19 protein-coding genes are annotated in these 21420 nt (G+C 36.2%); 17 read left to right on the top strand and 2 right to left on the bottom strand.

Annotation, left to right across the window (positions count from 1 at the left end):
* The 12 genes from G558_RS0101240 to G558_RS0101185 all read left to right on the top strand — a co-directional run bounded on the left by G558_RS0101240 (position 1) and on the right by G558_RS0101185 (position 14585).
* Positions 1–417 (top strand): ATP synthase subunit C, encoded by a 417-nt coding sequence (locus G558_RS0101240; protein WP_028828531.1) that lies wholly within the window; start codon positions 1–3, stop codon positions 415–417.
* A 12-nt stretch (positions 418–429) separates the two neighbouring features.
* Entirely contained in the window at positions 430–738 is a 309-nt protein-coding gene (locus tag G558_RS0101235; RefSeq protein WP_028828530.1) for a V-type ATP synthase subunit F, read from the top strand.
* 25 nt (positions 739–763) lie between these two features.
* On the top strand, positions 764–1399 hold the full coding sequence (locus G558_RS0101230) for a hypothetical protein (protein WP_028828529.1): 636 nt from the start codon (positions 764–766) through the stop codon (positions 1397–1399).
* Entirely contained in the window at positions 1399–3183 is a 1785-nt protein-coding gene (locus tag G558_RS0101225; RefSeq protein ID WP_028828528.1) for a V-type ATP synthase subunit A, read from the top strand. Before G558_RS0101230 ends, G558_RS0101225 begins: the two co-directional genes overlap by 1 nt.
* Positions 3183–4562 (top strand): V-type ATP synthase subunit B, encoded by a 1380-nt coding sequence (locus G558_RS0101220; RefSeq protein ID WP_028828527.1) that lies wholly within the window; start codon positions 3183–3185, stop codon positions 4560–4562. Before G558_RS0101225 ends, G558_RS0101220 begins: the two co-directional genes overlap by 1 nt.
* Positions 4563–4572: 10 nt before the next feature.
* Complete coding sequence (locus G558_RS0101215; RefSeq protein ID WP_028828526.1) at positions 4573–5199, top strand: V-type ATP synthase subunit D; 627 nt, start codon at positions 4573–4575, stop codon at positions 5197–5199.
* A gap of 240 nt (positions 5200–5439) precedes the next feature.
* A complete protein-coding gene (locus G558_RS0101210; RefSeq protein ID WP_028828525.1) occupies positions 5440–7242 on the top strand; it encodes a type I restriction-modification system subunit M in 1803 nt (600 codons plus the stop codon).
* A gap of 4 nt (positions 7243–7246) precedes the next feature.
* Complete coding sequence (locus tag G558_RS0101205) at positions 7247–8512, top strand: restriction endonuclease subunit S (protein ID WP_036931370.1); 1266 nt, start codon at positions 7247–7249, stop codon at positions 8510–8512.
* Positions 8513–8543: 31 nt separating this feature from the next.
* Positions 8544–11573: a type I restriction endonuclease subunit R gene (locus G558_RS0101200; protein ID WP_036931362.1), complete on the top strand. Its 3030-nt coding sequence runs from the start codon at positions 8544–8546 to the stop codon at positions 11571–11573.
* A gap of 31 nt (positions 11574–11604) precedes the next feature.
* Positions 11605–12303 (top strand): hypothetical protein, encoded by a 699-nt coding sequence (locus G558_RS0101195; protein ID WP_156888481.1) that lies wholly within the window; start codon positions 11605–11607, stop codon positions 12301–12303.
* 42 nt (positions 12304–12345) lie between these two features.
* The gene (locus tag G558_RS0101190) at positions 12346–13866 is read left to right on the top strand and encodes a TerB N-terminal domain-containing protein (protein ID WP_028828521.1); all 1521 of its coding nucleotides are present in this window, start codon (positions 12346–12348) and stop codon (positions 13864–13866) included.
* A 143-nt stretch (positions 13867–14009) separates the two neighbouring features.
* A complete protein-coding gene (locus G558_RS0101185; RefSeq protein WP_036931357.1) occupies positions 14010–14585 on the top strand; it encodes an Ltp family lipoprotein in 576 nt (191 codons plus the stop codon).
* Between the two features lie 102 nt (positions 14586–14687).
* On the opposite strand, the gene G558_RS0101180 is transcribed toward G558_RS0101185, so the two are convergent.
* Both G558_RS0101180 and G558_RS0101175 read right to left on the bottom strand, forming a co-directional pair.
* Entirely contained in the window at positions 14688–15551 is an 864-nt protein-coding gene (locus G558_RS0101180) for a YitT family protein (protein WP_028828519.1), read from the bottom strand.
* 11 nt (positions 15552–15562) lie between these two features.
* Positions 15563–16225, bottom strand: coding sequence for an HAD family hydrolase (locus tag G558_RS0101175; protein ID WP_028828518.1), 663 nt, complete (start codon positions 16223–16225; stop codon positions 15563–15565).
* Positions 16226–16376: 151 nt separating this feature from the next.
* On the opposite strand from G558_RS0101175, the gene G558_RS0101170 reads away from it, so the two are divergent.
* The 5 genes from G558_RS0101170 to G558_RS0101150 all read left to right on the top strand — a co-directional run bounded on the left by G558_RS0101170 (position 16377) and on the right by G558_RS0101150 (position 21406).
* Positions 16377–17369 carry an ABC transporter substrate-binding protein gene (locus G558_RS0101170; RefSeq protein ID WP_028828517.1) on the top strand — a complete coding sequence of 331 codons (993 nt, stop codon included), beginning with the start codon at positions 16377–16379 and terminating at the stop codon, positions 17367–17369.
* A gap of 4 nt (positions 17370–17373) precedes the next feature.
* On the top strand, positions 17374–18144 hold the full coding sequence (locus G558_RS0101165; protein WP_028828516.1) for an ABC transporter permease: 771 nt from the start codon (positions 17374–17376) through the stop codon (positions 18142–18144).
* A 24-nt stretch (positions 18145–18168) separates the two neighbouring features.
* On the top strand, positions 18169–18753 hold the full coding sequence (locus tag G558_RS0101160; RefSeq protein WP_028828515.1) for an ATP-binding cassette domain-containing protein: 585 nt from the start codon (positions 18169–18171) through the stop codon (positions 18751–18753).
* 143 nt (positions 18754–18896) lie between these two features.
* The gene (asnB, locus tag G558_RS0101155; protein ID WP_028828514.1) at positions 18897–20747 is read left to right on the top strand and encodes an asparagine synthase (glutamine-hydrolyzing); all 1851 of its coding nucleotides are present in this window, start codon (positions 18897–18899) and stop codon (positions 20745–20747) included.
* Between the two features lie 98 nt (positions 20748–20845).
* Positions 20846–21406, top strand: coding sequence for a Maf family protein (locus G558_RS0101150; protein WP_028828513.1), 561 nt, complete (start codon positions 20846–20848; stop codon positions 21404–21406).
* Positions 21407–21420 lie beyond the last annotated feature (14 nt).

The raw sequence follows: 21420 nt of genomic DNA, 5'->3' as shown, positions 1-21420 counted from the left end.
ATGAGAATAGTATTAGCAATTATGGCGTTTGTAGTAGTAGCAACAATAGGTATGGGTGCAAGATTATATATAAAGGGAGCGGATTGCTCTAAGATAAAAAAGACGCTTGTTGCAAACATAAGTATGTTTGCTCCACTTGCAGCAGGGGCTATACTGCTTATGATACCAGAAATAGCAAACGCAGCCACAACAACAGGAACTGATGCATCAGGCCTGGGATATATAGCAGCTGCCCTTTCTACAGGTATGGCTACCATAGGCGCGGGATATGCAGTTGGATCAGTTGGTTCAGCAGCACTTGGTGCAGTATCTGAAGACCAGAAAATACTTGGTAAGACCCTAATATTTGTAGGACTGGCAGAAGGTATTGCCATATATGGACTAATAGTATCAATATTAATTTTAGGAAGAATTTAAGGACGTGATCCAATGAAATCATTTCTAATAAGTGACAACAAAGACACTATGGTTGCCATGAGACTTGCAGGTATATCAGGTGTAATCCTTCACGAAAAAGAAGAAATAATAGGTAAGATAATAGAGATTCTCAATGACCGAGAAATAGGGATACTGATCCTTACTGAGGCAATATTTGAGCTTGTAGAAGAAGAAGTAATGAATATAAAGCTCAAAAGGGCATATCCACTCATAGTTGAAATACCAGACAGATTCGGACAAAGAAGAGAAGATAATTATATAACCAGATATATAAACGAATCAATAGGAGTAAAACTATAGGTCGCAATAAGGAAGAGGTGAATAAATGATTACTCTTGAAGAAAAAATGAGTCAGTTTGAAGAACTCATAAGCAGTAAAATTGAAAAGGAAAACAGTCGCAGACTTGAGGAAAAAAATCATGAGATAAATACATTTCTTAACAGTCAAAAAGCGCTCCTTGAAGAAAGTGCACAAAGAACAGCTAAACTCTCAAAAGACAGGATAAACAGACAGAAACAAGAAAAAATTTCAATGGCTGTACAAAGTGAAAAGCGCGAACTTCTCAAAATGTCAGAAGGATTTATAAAGACTATGACTCTTAAGATAGAAGATAAATGCAGAGTCTTTGTACTAGGTAGTGAATATCCTGAATTTATAAGCAGGATAGTTATAAGCACTTTGGAATCAGAAGAAATTTCTAAAGACAGTAAACTTATCTTGACTCTTGCTCCAGCAAACCACAATGAAACAAGAAAGATGATAAAATCAGAGCTCGAAGCTAAGGGCTATAAGAAATATGAAATACTAGAAGGGGATATAAGTTTCATAGGTGGATTTGTCATGGAAATACCAGAATCAAACCTGAGAATAACAAAGACACTGGAAAATTCAATAAATGCAAGACGTGATGTCATAGGACAGTTCATACAAAACTATGCAAGAGATGGAGGCACTAACTAATGAATAAAGAATTAGCAGTTACTCTCTCTGTGAATGGTCCTGTTGTAAAAGCACAAAATATGCAGGATTTTCAGGTCAGAGAGATGGTGATGGTAGGGGATAAAAAACTTCTTGGAGAAGTAATATCTCTTGATGAATCAACAGGGACAATACAGGTCTATGAAGAAACAGAAGGGCTTAAAGTGGGAGAAAAGATACATCCTACAGACAAGCCGCTTTCACTTACTCTTGGACCAGGAATGATAGGTAATATATTTGATGGAATACAAAGACCCCTTAAAGAAATAGAGCGAATTTCAGGAGAATTTATTGCAGAGGGAATCGGACTCATAAGCATTGATATGGAAAAAATCTGGGATGTAGAGATGATTATAAAAGAAGGTGATTATCTTTCACCTGGAATGATATATGCTTATGTGCAGGAATCAGATTTGATTCTTCATAAGCTAATGGTTCCTCCTGAAATAAGTGGAGAAGCTAAAAACGTGCTTCCATCTGGAAAATACAATATAGATACAAACGTAGCTGAGGTGCAGACCAAAGGCACCACAATAAATCTCAAATTATATCAGATCTGGCCTGTGAGAACAGCAAGACCTGTTGCAATGAGAAGGCCCATAGAAAAACTTTTGATTACAGGTCAAAGGGTGCTCGATATCTTCTTTCCAATAGCAAAAGGCGGAACGGCAGCGCTGCCTGGTGGATTTGGTACAGGAAAAACCATGACTCAGCATCAGCTTGCAAAATGGTCAGATGCTGATATTATTGTCTACATTGGATGCGGCGAGAGAGGAAACGAGATGACAGAAGTTCTCGAAGACTTTCCAAAGCTTATAGATCCAAAGAGTAATAAACCACTCATGGACAGGACTATTCTTATAGCAAATACATCCAATATGCCAGTTGCAGCAAGAGAGGCCAGTATATATACAGGAATAACAATTGCTGAATACTACAGAGATATGGGGTATCATGTTGCTATAATGGCAGATTCAACATCTAGATGGGCCGAAGCTCTGAGGGAGATTTCGGGACGTCTTGAAGAGATGCCAGCAGAAGAAGGTTATCCAGCATATCTTCCGTCCAGGCTGGCCCAGTTTTATGAAAGAGCGGGTTATGTTGAGACCCTTAACAATCAAGAAGGATCTGTAACCATAATAGGGGCAGTATCGCCTCCAGGCGGAGACTTTTCAGAGCCAGTTACGGAAAATACAAAGAGATTTGTAAATGCCTTTCTGGCACTTGATAAAAAGCTGGCATACGCAAGGCATTATCCTGCAGTTGGTTATCTGACAAGTTACAGCGGATATACAAAGCTGCTTGAGGATTATTACGCTCAGGAAGTAGCAGAAGACTTGCTTCCAATAAGAGAACAGATGATGTCTATACTTGGAGAAGAAGAAAAGCTAAACTCCATAGTGCAGCTGGTAGGTGAAGACGTGCTTCCAGATGATCAGAGAATAACCATAGAGATAGCAAAAGTAATCAAAAGAGGATTTCTTCAGCAAAACGCTATGCACAAAGACGATACATTCGTTCCACTGAAAAAACAGTACGAGATGCTCAAAGTTATAAAACACCTTAATGACAGAGCGATTGATGCTCAAAAAAAATCAATACCACTTTCAGAAATAAAAAATCCAAAGCTTTTTGAAGATGTAATAAAAATGAAGTACACAGTGCCAAATGATGACCTTTCAAGGATAGACGATCTTCACTTTGAGATTAACAGTTATTATGACATGATAATAGAAAAATACTCAAATAGAAAGGACGTAATCTAATGGCTAACAGAGAATATTTAAAGCTGGACAGAGTAAAGGGAGACCTTATAGTATTAGAAGGCGTCGAAGGAGTAGCCTATGGAGAAATTCTGGAAATAACACTGGACAACGGATTAAAGAGAGATGGCAAGGTTGTAACAGTGGATGGGAATCGTGTAATAGCCCAGGTTTTCCAGGGAACACAAGGGATTTCGACCAGCAACGCATCAGTAAAATTTGCCGGTAAACCACTGGAGATAGCCCTTTCAAGAGACATTTTAGGAAGGTCATTCAATGGCATAGGCAAGCCCTATGATGGAGCAGGCCCTATATATTGCGAAAAAAAATATAACGTAAACGGAAGACCGGTAAATCCAGTTTCCAGAGAATATCCAAGGAATTATCTCGAAACAGGGATATCGGCAATAGATTCTCTGATGACTCTCATAAGAGGACAAAAACTCCCTATATTTTCAGGGAATGGACTCAGCCACAATGAGCTGGCGGCCCAGATTGTAAGGCAGGCCTCTGTAAAAGGAGAAGATAGCGAAAACTTTGCAGTGGTATTTGCCGCTATGGGAGTAAAACATGACGACGCTGATTTTTTCAGAAAATCTTTTGAAGGCTCAGGGGTTATACAAAGAGTTGTAATGTATGTAAACCTTGCGGATGACCCAGTTATTGAGAGGATAACCACACCAAGATGCGCTATGACTGCTGCAGAGTATCTGGCATACGAAGAGGGTATGCATGTACTTGTTATACTCACAGATATGACCAGCTATGCAGAAGCGCTTCGTGAGATATCTTCTTCCAGAGAAGAAGTTCCAAGCAGAAAAGGATATCCAGGATATCTCTACAGTGACCTGGCTACTATATACGAAAGAGCCGGTATGATAAGAGGCAAGGCGGGCTCAGTTACTCTGCTTCCTATATTGACTATGCCAAATGATGACATAACTCATCCTATACCTGACCTTTCGGGATATATTACTGAGGGTCAGATAGTACTTTCAAGAGATTTGCAGCAGAAAAATATATATCCACCTATAAATGTACTCCCTTCGCTTTCAAGACTGATGAAAGATGGTATAGGAGAAGGATTCACCAGAGACGACCATGATGAAGTAGCTTCACAGCTGTTTTCATCATACTCAAGAGTACAAGATGTAAGGAGCCTGGCGCAGATAATAGGAGAAGACGATCTTTCTGAGATAGACCGTAAATTCCTCGCCTTTGGAGTGGCATTTGAGAAACAGTTTTTGAGTCAGAAAACAGATGAAAAAAGAACAATTGAAGAGACTCTTGATATAGCATGGGACATACTGGGTATACTTCCACCAGAAGAACTTGAGAGACTCTCACCACAGATGATGGAAAAATATTACACACAAAGATAGGAGGAAATCTATGCAAAGCCAGTTTACTCCTACAAAAGCCAACCTTATAAAAGCCAGAGAAAATCTTTCTTTTTCAAGAGGCGGCTATGCGCTTTTAGACAAAAAACGTACAGTTCTGATAAGAGAAGCCATGACTCTTGTTGATCGGGCAAATGAGATTCAGAAGAAAGTTAAAAACCAGTTTGAAGATGCATATAGCACTCTTGAGATTGCAAATATAACTCTTGGAGTTAACACTGTTTCTGATGTAGCCATGTCCATACCAAAACAAGAAGAATTTCAGATACTGCATCGAAGCGTAATGGGAGTTGAAATCCCCATGGTAATTTACGAAAAAGACGAAAATAAGAATCCTAACTATAGTTTTTTCAGGACCAACTCTGCGCTTGACAACGCGGTAAACACCCTTGAAAACCTTAAATATCTTGTTTACGAGCTTGCAGAGATAGAAAATGCAGTTTATCTTATATCACTTGAGATCAAGAAGACTGTAAAACGTGCAAATGCCCTTGAAAAAATTCAGATACCAAGATATGAAGAAACCGTAAAATATATATCCGAAGTACTCGAAGAAAAAGAAAGAGAAGACTTTTTCAGGCTGAAAAAAGTAAAGAGTAAAAAACAGGAAAATAGCTAAAAAATTGATGATATGCTCCACCTGGCCAGGCAGTTTAGATAATGAAAACTGTGCAACTCAGGGAGGAGCATATTTTTTATGGAATGTTTTTGAGTAATTAGGTATAATGGTCTTAAAGAACACTTTTAATACTAAGAAATACAGATATTTACAATCATATGCAGTTACTGTCCGTTTTATTGGACACATAAAATGATATAATTAATGTAATTTAGTTTTTTACAAACAACGGAGGATAATATGACAGCTTTACATAAACAGACAGATATTAATATTTCAGAAAAAGCGAACATGATCTGGGGAGTTGCAGACATTATTAGAGGAACATTCAAGCCACATGAGTATGGCAAGGTTATTCTTCCTATGACTCTCCTAAAGAGGCTTAATGACACTCTTGAGCCTACAAAAGAAGCAGTAATGAAAAAATATGAAGAAGTAAAGAACTTTGAAGTCAGAGATGGATTTTTGAAGAAAGCTGCAGGATATGAGTTCTATAATACAAGCCCGTTTACGTTTAGTAATCTACTGAATGAACCAGAACATATAGAAGATAATTTCAAGTCGTTCATCGCAGGGTTTTCCGATAACATTCTGGACATAATGAAGAACTTTAAATTTGAAAATACTATAGCAGACCTTGTCGGAAATTCAAAAGAGGATGACAAGTTATTTTACGTAATTCAGGAATTCAACAAGTCTAATGCATATATGGGTGCAGACCTTATAACTACTACTGATATGGGTTATATTTTCGAGGAGCTCGTGAGAAAATTCTCAGAGAGTTATAACGAAGAGGCAGGAGCCCACTTTACGGCAAGAGATATAATATACACCATGACAGACCTTCTTGTTGCAGAGGAAAGAAATATGCTTCAGGAAGAAGGCGTTGTAAAGACTGTATATGATATGACTATGGGAACATCTCAGATGCTTACTGCAATGGAGGAAAGACTAAAAGAGCTTGACTCAGAAGCAGAAGTAACTCTATTTGGTCAGGAATTCAATCCTGAGACATATGCGATAGCAAAGGCAGATATGATAATAAGAGGTGGAAACTCAAGCAATATGCGTTTTGGAGACACTCTTTCAAATGATCAGTTCTCAGGATATACATTTGATTATATAATCTCAAACCCTCCATTTGGCGTAGACTGGAAGGCACAGAAGAACGGAGTTGAATCAGAAAACAAGCTTGGAGAAAAAGGCAGATTTTCACCAGGACTTCCAAAAATAAGTGACGGGCAGATGCTCTTTACTCTCAATGGAGCGAAAAAACTCAATGACACTGGAAAGATGGCTATAATACACAATGGCTCCCCTCTGTTCTCAGGAGATGCAGAATCAGGCCCATCTGAAATAAGAAGGTATTTTATAGAAAATGATTGGATTGAAGCAATAGTCCAGCTTCCATCAGATCTATTTTATAATACAGGTATTACAACATATATCTGGATTTTATCTAAAAATAAATCTTCAAAAAGAGCAGGACAGATCCAGCTCATAGATGCTTCAAATATGTATGAAAAAAGAAGAAAATCACTTGGATTTAAACGTGTTGATTTATCGGAAGAATGCAGAAAAGTTATAGTGGCTGCATATGGAGAATTCCAGAACAAGACATATGAACATGAAGGAAAAACAGTAGAGTCTAAAGTATTCAAGAATGAAGATTTTGGATATTACAAAATAACAGTTGAGACTCCAGTTTACGATGAAGATGGAAAGATACAAAAGAAAAGTGGAAAGAAATCAGCAGACACCTCAAAGCGTGACACTGAAAGTGTTCCGATGATTTTTGGAAGAGAAAAAGATGAGGTAATCGAAGAATACTTCAAGAAAGAAGTGATACCATACAATCCTGATGCATGGATAGATAAAAATAAGACCAAAATAGGCTATGAAATTCCTTTTACAAGATATTTCTATAAATACGAGGCACCAGAGAAAGCAGATAGAGTAGCAGAAAGAATAGTAGCTATGGAAACAGACCTTATGTCTTCTCTCAGAGCGTTATTCTCTAAGGACGGTGAATCAGTTGAGTAGAAAAATGAAAGATTCAGGGATTGAATGGATAGGTGAAATACCAGAGGATTGGGGAGCTGCTGCATTAGGAAAAATATGTTCGATACAAACAGGTAACACTCCGTCTATGCAAGGAAATGAAAATTATTATGATGAGGGTTTATTGATATGGGTTAAACCCGACAATCTTAACAAATTTATACCAATAGTAGATACAAAAGAAAGAATAAATGAAATTGGATATGCTAAAGCAAGGATAGCAAAACCAAATACACCATTAATTTGTTGCATTGGTAGCATTGGAAAGTTCGGGTATTCTCAGGAAGAAGTAGCTTACAATCAACAAATTAATGCTATTAATTTTGATGAAAACATAATTCAATGGAAATATGGCTTATATTATTTAAGCACTCAAGAAGAACAACATTGGTATTACTCTACTGGTAATGTTGTTCAAATCCTAAATTCTCAAAACCAAAAAAATATAATAATACCTACCCCACCAATAAATGAACAACAAAAAATAGCCAACTTCCTCGACCAGAAGGTATCTGAAATAGACCATATCCTTGAAAAAACAAGAGAATCAATAGAGGAATATAAGAAATACAAGCAATCTCTGATCACAGAAGCAGTAACAAAGGGCTTGAATCCTGATGTAGAAATGAAAGATAGTGGGATAGAGTGGATTGGAGAGATACCCAAGCATTGGGAAGTGAAGAAAATAAAGTATATTTTTAAAATACTGAAGAGAATATCAGGACAACTCGGCTATGATGTACTCTCAATTACACAGCAGGGACTAAAAGTAAAAGATATCATATCAAATGACGGTCAATTATCATCTGATTATAGCAAATATCAGTTTGTATATAAGGGTGATTTTGCTATGAATCATATGGACTTACTTACAGGATGGATTGATTTGTCAGAATATGATGGTGTTACGAGTCCAGATTATAGAGTTTTTAGAATGAAACAGGGTGTTAATTATTCGAAAGAATATTATAAGAATATATTTCAAATTTGTTATACAAATAGAATATTTTACGGTTTAGGACAAGGGGTTTCAAATCTTGGAAGATGGCGATTACAAACGGAGCCTTTTATTAATTTTTATCTACCAGTACCGACATTTGAAGAACAAAAAGAAATTGCAAATTTCATACATCGAAAATGTACCGAAATAGATAGCCTTATATCTCAAAAAGAAGCCTTACTATCAGACCTTGAAACCTACAAAAAATCATTAATATATGAATGTGTAACAGGAAAAAGAGCAGTAGACTAAAAATATATAGCTAAGAAGAGGGGGACGCATCTTGGAATATAAAGAAATACGATTTGAACAAGACATAGAAACATCTCTCATAAATTCAGGTGGATATATCAAAGGGGATATGTCCACCTATGACAAGTTAAATGCAGTAGATCTGCACAAGCTTTTGTCATTTATAAAAATTACTCAGGAGAACGAGTGGGAAAGATATGAGAAGATATATGGCAATGACTCAGAAAAGAAGTTTTTGAAGCGTTTCTGCGAGGAAACTTCGACTCATGGGCTGCTTCATGTGCTTAGAAGCGGAATAAACGACAGGGGAGTTAAGTTCAAAGTTTGCTATTTCAAGCCTGAATCAACTCTTAATGACAAACTCGTAAATGGTTATAAGGCAAACATAATGACCGTTACACGCCAGTTTGCATATTCCAATGAGAATAACAATACGATAGACATGGTGCTCAGCCTGAATGGTATTGCTCTGGTTGCACTTGAGCTTAAAAATCAGATTACAGGGCAGTCTGTTGAAAATGCAATGAAGCAGTTCAGGGAAGATCGTAATCACAGGGAGCTTTGCTTTCAGTTCAACAGAAGATTCCTTGTATATTTCGCAGTTGATCTCTATGAAATAGCTATGGCCACGCAACTCAATGGAGATAAGACATTCTTTCTGCCATTCAATCAGGGATCAGGAGGAGCGGGAAATGTCGGGGGATCTGGAAACCCTGAAAATCCTGATGGTTACAATACTTCCTATCTTTGGGAAAATGTACTTACAAAAGAATCTCTTCTCAATATAATTCAGAGATTCCTTCATGTGAGCATAGAAAAAAAGAAGGTAACAAAAGACGGAAAAGATACATATAAAACAAGCAAGAAATTGATTTTCCCACGTTATCATCAGCTCGATGTAGTTACGAAGATAATGGATGATGTGAAAAGAAACGGATCTGGAAAGAACTACCTTATACAGCACAGTGCAGGCTCAGGGAAATCAAACTCCATAGCATGGAGCAGCTACCGTCTTTCGAGTCTTCACGATGAGTGTAACAACTCTATATTTACTTCTGTTATCGTAGTAACAGACAGAAAAGTGCTTGATTCTCAGCTGCAGGACACAATAAGCAGCTTTGATCATACGTTTGGGCTTGTCGAGACAATAGGAGATGGGAAATCTTCAAAGGATCTGAGAGATGCGATAAACGATGGAAAGAAAATAATAGTGACCACTCTTCAGAAATTCCCTGTTATTTATGAAGAAATTGAGAGTAACAAGGGAAAAAGATTTGCAATCATAGTCGATGAGGCTCACTCATCACAGACTGGATCAAGTGCTCAGAAGCTCAAAACTGCCCTTGCAGACAGTGAAGAAGCTTTATTGGAATATGAGAGGATTGAAGGAGAAGAAGAGTCTAAAGAAGAGGATTTTGAGGACAAGCTTGTAAAAGAGCTTCTAAGTCATGGAAGACATAAAAATCTTTCGTTTTTCGCATTTACTGCCACTCCAAAGCAGAAGACTCTCGAAATGTTTGGCCAGAGATATGAAGACGGCACTTTCAGGCCATTTCATGTATATTCCATGAAGCAGGCAATAGAAGAAGGCTTCATACATGATGTGCTTGCGAATTACATGACGTATAAAACCTGCTATAAGATAGCAAAAAATACTCCTGAAAATCCTGAACTGCCTCAGACTGAAGCAGTTAAAGCCATAAAGAGATATGAGTCGCTGCATTCATATAATCTTCAGCAGAAGACATCAATCATGGTTGAATACTTCAGAGATGTCACAAAGAAGAAAATAGGTGGCAAGGCAAAGGCTATGGTTGTTACCGCATCAAGGCTTCATGCTGTGCGTTATTTCCTTGAATTCAAGAGATATATTGAGAGCAGGGGATATAAGGACTTGGATGTTCTGGTAGCTTTTTCTGGAACAGTAAAGGACGGAGTGGATGAATATACAGAACCAGGTCTGAATATAAGGCAAGATGGCAGCAGAGTAAGTGAAAGACAACTACCAGAGGTATTTCACTCAGATGAGTTCAATATGCTCATAGTAGCAGAAAAATACCAGACAGGATTTGACGAGCCACTTCTTCATACGATGTTCGTTGACAAGAAACTTACTGGCGTTAAGGCTGTGCAGACTCTTTCGAGGCTCAACAGAACAGCTCCAGGGAAAGTTGATACCTTCGTAATGGATTTTGTGAACGAGGCAGACGATATCAAAGAATCATTTGAACCATTCTATAAGAGTACGGTTCTTGATGAAGAAATAAATGTTAACATGATTTATGATCTGAAAATCTTAATAAGGCAATTCTTGCTTTACAATGACGATGATGTAGAGAATTTCAATAAGATATACTACAAGCCAAAGCAGACAGACAAGGATCTTGGCAAAATCACAAGCCTGTTCACTCCTGTGATAAAGAATTATGAAGTTATGGATGAAGAGGAACAGTATAAATACAGAAGATCCATAAGGAATTTTGTGAAATGGCATTCATATATAACACAGATAACAAGGATGTTTGATAAGGAGCTGCAGAAGGAATACAACTTCCTGAAGTATATGGATAAACTGCTTCCTAAAGCTCAGTCAGAAAACGTTGATCTGAGCGATAAAATTAAACTTGAGTTTTTTAAGCTTGAAAAAACATACGAAGGTGAGATTGTGATGGAAGGAAATGGAGATTATACTGTAATTGATAATACTAAGACCGTTGATGTTGACAAGAATAAGGATGTTAAAGATGAGCTTTTAGAGAATATAATAAATCACATCAATGACAAGTTCGCTGGAATATTCTCTGATGGAGACAAGGTTATTGTAGAAACAATATATGGGAAAATAGTAAAGGATAACAAAAAACTGAAAAGATATGCAAAGAAAAACAGTATCGAAGTCTTTTCAGAAAGTATATTTCCAAAGATTTTCGAAGACGTTGCTCAAGGGTGCTACGAAGAGCAGATGGACGCATTCAAAAAGCTATTTGAGGATCAGAATTTCTATTCAGTAATAATGAATGAGATTGCTAAAGAGGCTTACAGAGGATTCAGGAATGAGTAAAAGCGGATTAAGCTCTAAATTGGAGGCAGGTATGAAAGAAGGATATGAAAATGAGAAGTACAGCAAAGACTATTTTGAGTGCTACGCAAGGATTACCTTAGAAACCTGTTTTGACTCTAAGCTAAAGGCTTTAAATCATCTTGATTCTCCGGACTTTCAAAGTGAACAACTCGGAATAGGGATTGAAGTCGTGGAGGCGATATCAAAAAAAGAAGGAGAGCAAAGAAGGTATATTAATGAATATTTTGGAAAAAATCTTCCTCCACAGTATATAAAAGAAAAGATGGAGAGCAGAAACAAAAAAATGAAAGGCCACATAGAAATCTTTGAAAATATGGTAATTTTCGACTACTTCAAAGGTTTATATGATACCAAAATACATCACGAACTTATTAAAAAAAGTATAGTGGATAAATCAGAAAAGCTTAATACTATCTACTATGACCATCTCAAGAATCATCATAAATTCAAGGATCACTGGCTGTATATTTTTACTCACACTCAACTGCTTGAAGAGTTTGACATTATAGAAATAGTGAATAGCATAGAGCTGCATGAAAATTTCAATTTCAATAAGATATTTATAGATTGCATAGGCACTTTGTATATAATAAACGACTTCAGAGACATTGAAATATTGGAAGTAAAGGGTGAAGATATGAAGTCAATAAAGAGAAAAGCAATAGATGAAGGAATTAAAAGAGGTATTGATAAGAGAAAAAAACGGTAAACTATGGTCACTTTTTTGAAAATATGCTGATAGGAGAAAAATATGGGGTTATTCAGTAAATTGTTTAAGAGTAACGAAAACAAGAATACTATTGAAAATTCTTTGATTTCGGTAAATAAAGAAGTCGAATTTAATGCTTTAACAACACTTTCTGTACATAGCGACTTAGAAGATTTGATTTGGATTGCTGATGGACCAAAGCGAAATTATTTACCAGATAATAAAAATGATAAATTTGTAATTGATGGTTTTGAAATATCTTTTAATTTTATGAGTAAGGAGCCAAGTCTTATATATAGCAGTTTGCCGATAAATACAAATGTAGATATTTCAAAAGTAGACAGGCCGCCGTACTATCCGAATTATAGTGAACTGTCCAAAGAGCAAAGAGGGGTGTATTGGAAACTGCTTGAGAATCCCTATGACAGTAGAATTGATATAGGATATGTATTTATTCTGTATTACGGACTGGAGAGGCATTTGTTTTCAGGAGACTATAAAAAAGCATTTGATGTAATTCTAAAGCTCAGGGATGTTCACAAGAATAATTCATTCCAGAATTACTCAGGGAATGCTCTTATATTAACCTGCCTGTATCGCCAAAACGTGGATCTTGTTCAGATGTTTATCAATTCTCTTGATCGGGATCACGAATATAATTTCTCAGATAATCTTTTTCTTCTTTGCAACTATAGCTTGAATATTCCATTATATGCTAAAGACATAATGAGAATGCACAAGTCTTTTGAATTCACGAAAAATAATTATATAAAAAATTATTCGGAAATATTTGAAGAAACCTTAACATCAAATATTTATAAGGAATACACAGCAGAAAATTTAGAGATAGACAGATTTATAAAGGATAAAGAGTTTTACAAATTGAGAAAAGAAGGAACTCATATATTTGCAAATACATCTTTGTTCAATGAAACCATAGAGGTTCCATTACTTACTGAAAATTTTAAGTTTAAGAAAGCTGTATATGATTTACTGGATGAGACACATGAAGATGTAAAAGAAAAGCTCGTGCAACTAAGAAAAACAGGAAAATTGGAAAAGAAAAAAGAATCGAAAAAGGAAGTCATTGTCCCCTCATTTGATTATACGAAAGAGAGATTTTTGATAGATCAGATGGATAAAAATAAAAGCAATGGATACGAAGTCCATTTTGATTATAATCAGCTACTGGATTTTTATTATAAATACAGAAATCTTGACGAAAAATATCTCGAAAAATGCATTTATTATTGCTTAGAAGACATTAACAACTTGGATAAATTGCAGAAAAGTTACATTAATTCAAGAAGAAAAGAAATTAAAATGCTAAGGGGAATTTATTCTGAAAGCCAGATTGAAAAAGAAATAAATGAAATTGGTAAGTTTGATTGTGTAATTCCGGCATTCAAGAGACTGTCAATAATTTATGAGAAAAGAAATGAGATTCAAAAATCAATTGAAATCTGTGAAAGAGCAATAGAATACTATAGTGGATTAAGTATGGATGTTCAATCTTCTGAATTTGAAAAGAGAAAAGATAAGCTGCTAAAAAATACAAAGTAAAATCATATATATGGTAATAGGAACTGGATATTGTTTATTAAATAATAAAAAACATCCAATTTAAAGAATAATTAAGTATTGATGTTTTATAAATAGGTGGTATAAGTTCAGTAAAATATTTATTATGAAAAGGGGGAATTAACATGGAACGTAACAAAAATTTGATCAATTGTAAAACTTGCGGAGGGGAAATCGCAAAAAACGCAAAAAGTTGTCCATCTTGCGGGGCAAAAAACAAGAAACCGTTTTATAAAAAATGGTGGGTTTGGGCAATTGTTATATTTATCGGAATTGGAGCAACAGGGCCAGGTACGGAGATGACTTCTGATCCCGAATATAGTGGCGATAATACATCACAAATTGAAACATCTGCTCCACCAGCATCTGAAACACAAGAGACTCAAGTATCAGATGTACCAACAGAATACAAATCTGCTTTAAAAAAGGCTGAAATATATGATGATACAATGCATATGTCTAAAGTTGGATTATATGATCAGCTAGTATCAGAATATGGTGAAAAATTTTCAAAAGAAGCGGCTCAGTATGCAATTGATAACATTGATGCAGACTGGAAGTATAATGCTTTAAAAAAAGCTGAATCGTATCAAGAAACAATGGCAATGTCACCTAGTGCAATATATGATCAATTAATATCAGATTATGGAGAAAAATTCACTAACCAAGAAGCTCAGTATGCTATTGACAATTTAAAATAATAGGTTATCTGCCTATTTCCTATTTTATAAAAACGTCGAAAAAGCCACCGGTATTTATACAAGTGGCTTTAATAAATAAATGGAAAATACTCGATCTATTCTTTAACTGTGGACCTTGTCAAGACTGAATCCGCGACCTCTTACTTCACTTATCCTGTTAACTATCATAAAGGCATCAGAATCTATTGAAGAAACAAGCTGATTTAGTTTTGAGAGTTCTCTGTTGGATATTACGGTAAGTATCACCATGGCGTCTTTCCTGTGGTATCCTGTCTCACTGTGCATAAGGGTTGAGCCTCTGTCGAGCTCCTCAAGTATCATGGCATTAATATCATTATATTTATCACTTATTATCTTCACCTGGGTCTTGGATTCGCCCATAATAAGTACCTTGTCAAGAACACTAGTATAAATCAGAACAAGGATTATGCCATAGAGGACCTGCTCCTTGTTTGCAAACAGCATCTGAGACATAAGTATGGAAAAATCAAATGCATACATGGAAACTGAAACTGGAATCCTGAATTTCTTGTAAAGAACCAGCGGGGGTATATCCATGCCTCCGGTAGAAGCTCCCGCCCTTATAACTATTCCTATACTCATTCCTATCATGATACCTGCATATATGGCAGATAGCATATAGTCTGTTGTAATATTTTGTATCTGAGGTATTTTTTGGAGCACGGTAAGAATAAAGGGATAGTAAAAAGTACTTATTAGGGTAGTGAGTATAAATTTTCTTCCAAGTACAAATGCTCCCAGACCAAACATTGCTATATTGAATATAGAAACAAATATATTTATTGGAAGCCCAAAAAGGTTATAAAATAATAAAGCAAGTCCAGTGGTTCCACCAGTTATAAGATTGCTCGGCAGTATAAACACAACTATTGCGAGCGCATAGATAGTATTTCCCAAAAGTATGAAAAATACATTTTTAAGATTTGAACTTATTAATTTCGACATTATGACCTCACTTATATGATATAAAGAATTTTTTCAAGATCTTCCACTGAATCTACTATATAATCGGGAGAGCTGGATTCAAGGATATCCCTTGAGCGGTAGCCCCAGCTGACTGCTATGGATGATAAGCCTGAATTTTTTGCAGTCATTACATCTACATCAGAGTCTCCAATATAAATACTGTCACATTTATCAAATCCTAACTTTGAAAGTGTGTGATATATGATTGAAGGATCGGGTTTTTTAGGAAACAGTTCACTTTGGCCAAAAGTTAAATCTATCAGCCCTGAGAATAAATCCTCAGACATTTTAAGCGTAAAAGCATGGGGCTTGTTGGAGACAATGGCGGTCTTGTATCCTGCAATCCTTATATTTTTAAGCATATCAAGAATTCCATCAAACGGTATGGTATTTGAATTTGAAGAGTTTCCGTAGGTTTGATTATATTTGTTTATGATTTCTTCAAGCTCTGTTTTAGATTCTGTATTATATCCTGCATATTCAAGACATTTTATTACAAGGCTTCTAGCGCCATGACCAAGTGCGTTCATGCATTGCTCTTCGGTAATAGAGTTTATTTCAAAGTATTCAAAAGCCTCGTTTATTGATTTGGTTATATCTTTAAGGGAACTTACAAGTGTCCCATCAAGATCAAATATTGCTAATTTTTTCATACACACCCCCAGATGATTTTTAGAGTAAAATTCACGTCCATTTACAATGATATAACAGAAATTATCCGGTGTCAATCAGGGACATAACATAGTAAACCCACTGTTTTTATGATATAATTTACACAAAATACATATAATCATGGAGGGGAAAATGAAAAAATCAATATCACTAATGTTAACTGTTTTATTATCTGTCGCGATGCTGTCAGGGTGCGCGCAAAAACCTGAAGAAACTGCGCCAGAGGTATCAGAAACACCAATCAACGTAGCAGTAATGAAAGGCCCGACTGGAATGGGAATGGTAAGTCTTATGAATCAAAGTGAAGAGAGCACCTCACTCAATCCATATAATTTTAAGATAAGCGGTACCGCGGATGAAATAGTTGCAAACATTGTAAAAGGAGAACTTGATATTGCGGCAGTACCTGCAAATCTCGCATCAGTTTTGTATAACAAGACAGAAGGCAAAATCTCTGTAGCAGCTATAAATACGCTTGGAGTTCTATATATAGTTGAAAATGGAGATACGATACATTCGCTTGAAGATTTAAGAGGAAAGACAATTTACTCTACTGGAAAAGGAACTACGCCTGAATATGCACTTAAATATCTTCTGACTTCAAACGCAATAGATCCGCAAAAAGACCTTACTATAGAATATAAGGCTGAATCTGCAGAAGTGGCAGCAGTACTTGCAAGTTCCGAGGGTGCAATAGGAGTTCTTCCAGAGCCATTTGTGACCGTTGCAAAATCAAAGAATGAAAACCTCAGAGATGCAATAAGTTTTGGAGATGAGTGGAAAAAGATAAACGCGCAAGAGCTTGTGACTGGTGTTATCATAGTAAGAAATGAATTTCTTAAAGATAATGAAGGAGCATTTAAAACATTCTTAAATGAATACAAATCATCTACAGAGTTCACCGCAACTGATCTTGAAAAAGCTGCAGAGCTTGTAGGTAAATATGAGATAGTACCCGCACCAATAGCAAAACTTGCTATACCAAAATCAAATATAGTTTTCATAGATGGTGAATCAATGAAGTCCAATCTTGGGGCGTATCTGCAGATTCTGTTTGATCAGGACCCTAAATCTGTAGGAGGAAAGTTGCCGGGCGAGGATTTTTATTATATGAATCAGGAATAAGGACATGAACCTAAATAAAGATAATCAGGAAAAATCTAAAATTGTAACCATTGCAGCAGTTTCCTTCTGGATACTGCTGTGGCAGTTTGCGAGCATGGCAATAGGAGAAGAGATACTTCTGGCATCCCCAGTTAAGGTCCTAAAGACCATGGCAGAGCTTTTTGTTCAGCCTCATTTTTGGAGTGCTATTTCCGGGTCAATGATTAGAATGACAGCAGGATTTGCGATGGCATGCACACTTGGGATTATTCTTTCAGTGCTCTCTTATAACAAGAGTATAATAAGGATAGCACTTGAGCCACTTATGCATGTAATAAAGGCTATACCTGTGGCCTCATTTGTAATACTTGCACTTGTATGGATAAAGACAAAAAATCTGTCAATATTTATATCTTTTTTGATGGTGCTTCCAATAATTTATACAAATACTCTAAGTGGGCTTGCAAATACAGACGCCAAGCTTCTTGAGATGGCAAAGGTTTTCGGGATAAGTCCTTTTAAAAAAGCTCTTTACATATATACGCCGATTGTGATGCCATTTTTTTTATCAGGAGCTACCATAGGAATAGCTTTTTGCTGGAAATCAGGAATAGCGGCTGAAGTAATTGGACTTCCAGGAAATTCTATAGGTGAAAATCTCTATCAGGCAAAGATACTTTTAGATACCGCCGAACTGCTGGCCTGGACAGTGACTATGATAATAATAAGCGTAATCTATGAAAAAACTATTATAGGAATCATAAAAATGATAAGCAAGAAGATAGAAAGAATCTAACCTTATTTTATACTGGAGCAAAATATGATAAAAGAATCTCACATAACACTTAAGAATATAAGTAAGACATACGGTGAAAAAATTGTATTCAAAGACTTTGAAATAAGTATACCAAAAGGCAGAACTACTATCCTCATGGGGAGCTCAGGCAGAGGAAAGACTACGCTTTTAAATATCCTTATGGGCCTTGAATCGCCAGATGTTGGAACTGTAAATGGAATAGAGGGAATGAGGCTTTCTGCAGTTTTTCAAGAAGATCGTCTGTGTGAGCTACTCAGCGTAGAGACCAATATAAAGATGGTGCTAAATTCAAAGCACAGACATGAACGCATCATGGAGAATCTTGAGCTTGCAGGCCTTGGAAAAGAACTTAAGACACCTGTAAAAAAACTCAGTGGAGGAATGAAAAGAAGAGTCGCAATAGTAAGAGCGGTAATGGCAGAGAGTGATATTATACTTATGGATGAACCCTTTAAAGGGCTGGACAATGATACCAGGCTCAGGTGCATGGAGTATGTAAAAAAATGCTCACACGGAAAAACGCTTATCATAAGTACTCATAATGACGAAGAGGCTGATTTTATGGGAGATTTAATAATAAAAATTTAACCATTATATCAAATGGGCGCAGGTATTTTCTCTTAGAGAGATGCCTGTTTTTTTGCTTATTTTAATTGTGAAAATGCCCTTGATATGGTATTATTACAAGGTGAGACAATAAAGGATTATATAGGAAAGGCAGTGTAAATATAATGTGCGGATTTGTAGGATTTTACAGTAAAAAAATAGAGAATAAAGAAGAAACTATCAGGAATATGGGGAATATGATTATCCACAGAGGACCTGACAGTGAAGGCATATATACAGACAGCGAGATTGCGATGGGCTTCAGGAGACTCAGCATAATTGACCTTGAAGAAGGATCTCAGCCTATGAAAAATGAGGATGGATCACTGATAATCACTTTTAACGGAGAGATATATAACTATCAGGAAATAAAAAAGGATCTCCTCGAAAAAGGACATATATTCAAGAATAACTCAGACACAGAAGTTCTGATACATGGATACGAAGAATATGGCACAGACCTGCTTGAAAAATTAAGAGGAATGTTTGCCTTTGTAATATGGGACGAAAAAAAGAAACAGCTTTTTGGAGCGAGAGATTTCTTTGGGATAAAGCCATTTTACTACTCAAAAATCGGGGAAGAACTGCTTTTTGGATCAGAGATAAAATCATTTCTGCCATTTCCTGGATTTAAAAAAGAAGTAAATGAAAAAGCGCTTAAACACTTCCTTGTTTTCCAGTATTCAGTACTTAATGAAACTTTTTTCAAGAATGTAAACAAGTTAAAACCAGGCCATTACTTTATATTCAAAGATGGCGAGATGAGTATAAATAAATACTTCAGTCTTAATTATAAAGTAGAAGATAAGCCCTTTGATGAATACGTAAAGCTTATAGGCGAGTCTGTAGAAGAATCAGTAAAATATCACAAGATAAGCGATGTGGAAGTAGGCGCATTTCTTTCTGGAGGAGTTGATTCCAGTTATATTGTTTCATGTGCAAAACCTGATAATACCTACTCTGTGGGATTTGACAATCAGGGATTCGATGAGACAGTATATGCAAAAGAACTTTCAGAAAAACTCCATATACAAAATAAAGCAAAGATGATAACGGCAGACGAATTCTTTGATGCCATACCTATGGTTCAGTATCATTCAGATGAGCCACACGCCAATCTTTCATCGGTGCCTCTTTATTACCTTTCAGAGCTTGCAGCAAAAGATGTCAAGGTAGTGCTTTCCGGAGAAGGCGCAGACGAGCTGTTTGCAGGTTACAACGAGTATGAAGAACCGACAATAAACAAGCTTTACTCAATGCTTCCTATGGGACTTAGAAGGAAGATAAGAGACATGACAAAAGATAAGCCTCACTTTACAGGAAAGACCATAATAATGAAATATGGTCAGAGTGTAGAAGAGCGTTATATAGGCCAGGCCCATATAATGTCAGATGAGCAGGCAAATGATATCCTTAATAAGAAATACAAGAATTCTCAGACATACAGAGATCTTACAAAGCCATACTATGACAAGGTTAAGGATATGGACGATGTAACAAAGCGAAGCTACCTGGATATGAATATGTGGATAGTAGACGACATACTGCTTAAAGCGGACAAGATAACCATGGCGCACTCAATAGAGCTCAGAGTACCCTTTCTTGACAAAGAAGTATGGAACCTTTCAACAAAAATACCTGTTAAATACAAAGTAAACAAGACTACTACAAAATATGTATTTAGAGAAGCAGCAAAGAAAAAGATACCTCTGGACTGGGCAAAGCGAAGAAAAGCAGGATTTCTTGTACCTTTTATTCACTGGATAAAGGAAGAAAAATACTGCAACATAGTAAGAGCTCAGTTTGAAAAAGAGTACGTATCCGAGTTTTTTGACAAGGATAAAATACTGGCACTTCTTGATGAGCACTATGCAGGAAAGAAAAATAACGGCAGAAAGATATACACAATATATGCCTTTCTTGTGTGGTATGACCAGTATTTCGTGAACTTTAAAATACCAGCAAAAGTCATATAATAAGAGATAGTAAATAATAATCGGAAAATAAATAATAATGAATTGAAAGGAGAGGGAAATCGGGCAGTACAGGTTTCCCGCTTATTTTTATGAAGAAGATGCAAAAAAAAATAATACTGGCGTCAAAATCGCCTAGAAGAAAAGAACTTATGGAGCTTACACCCTGGGAATTCAGCGTAGACGCTGTAGACGTTGACGAAACTATGGATGAAAGTCAGGATATAGAAGAAAATCTCAAGGAACTGGCATGCAAAAAAGCACTGCCAATAGCCCGAAAATATCCAGATGACATAGTGATAGGAAGCGATACAATAGTTTATATAGACGGACAGATATTAGGGAAACCTGCAGATGCAGATCATGCAAAAAAGCTTCTCAAAAAGCTTTCAGGAAGAGCCCACAGTGTATACACGGGAGTATGTATAATAGATGCAAACGACAAAAAAATCAAATTCTGTGAAAAAACTACAGTAGTGTTCAAAGAACTTACAGAAGAAGAGATTGACTGGTATGTAAGTTCTGGAGAGCCCATGGGCAAAGCAGGTGCATATGGAATACAGGGACATGCAGGACTTTTTGTGGAATCTATAGTTGGAGACTATTTCAACGTTGTGGGGCTTCCAATCAACAGAGTATACGAAGAACTTTGCAGGATTTAGCTTGAAATTAAGGA

Source organism: Proteocatella sphenisci DSM 23131, from assembly GCF_000423525.1.
GTDB classification, from domain to species: domain Bacteria; phylum Bacillota; class Clostridia; order Peptostreptococcales; family Filifactoraceae; genus Proteocatella; species Proteocatella sphenisci.
The sequence above is the reverse complement of the archived record's forward strand: the minus strand, read 5'-3'. Positions and strand labels throughout refer to the sequence as shown.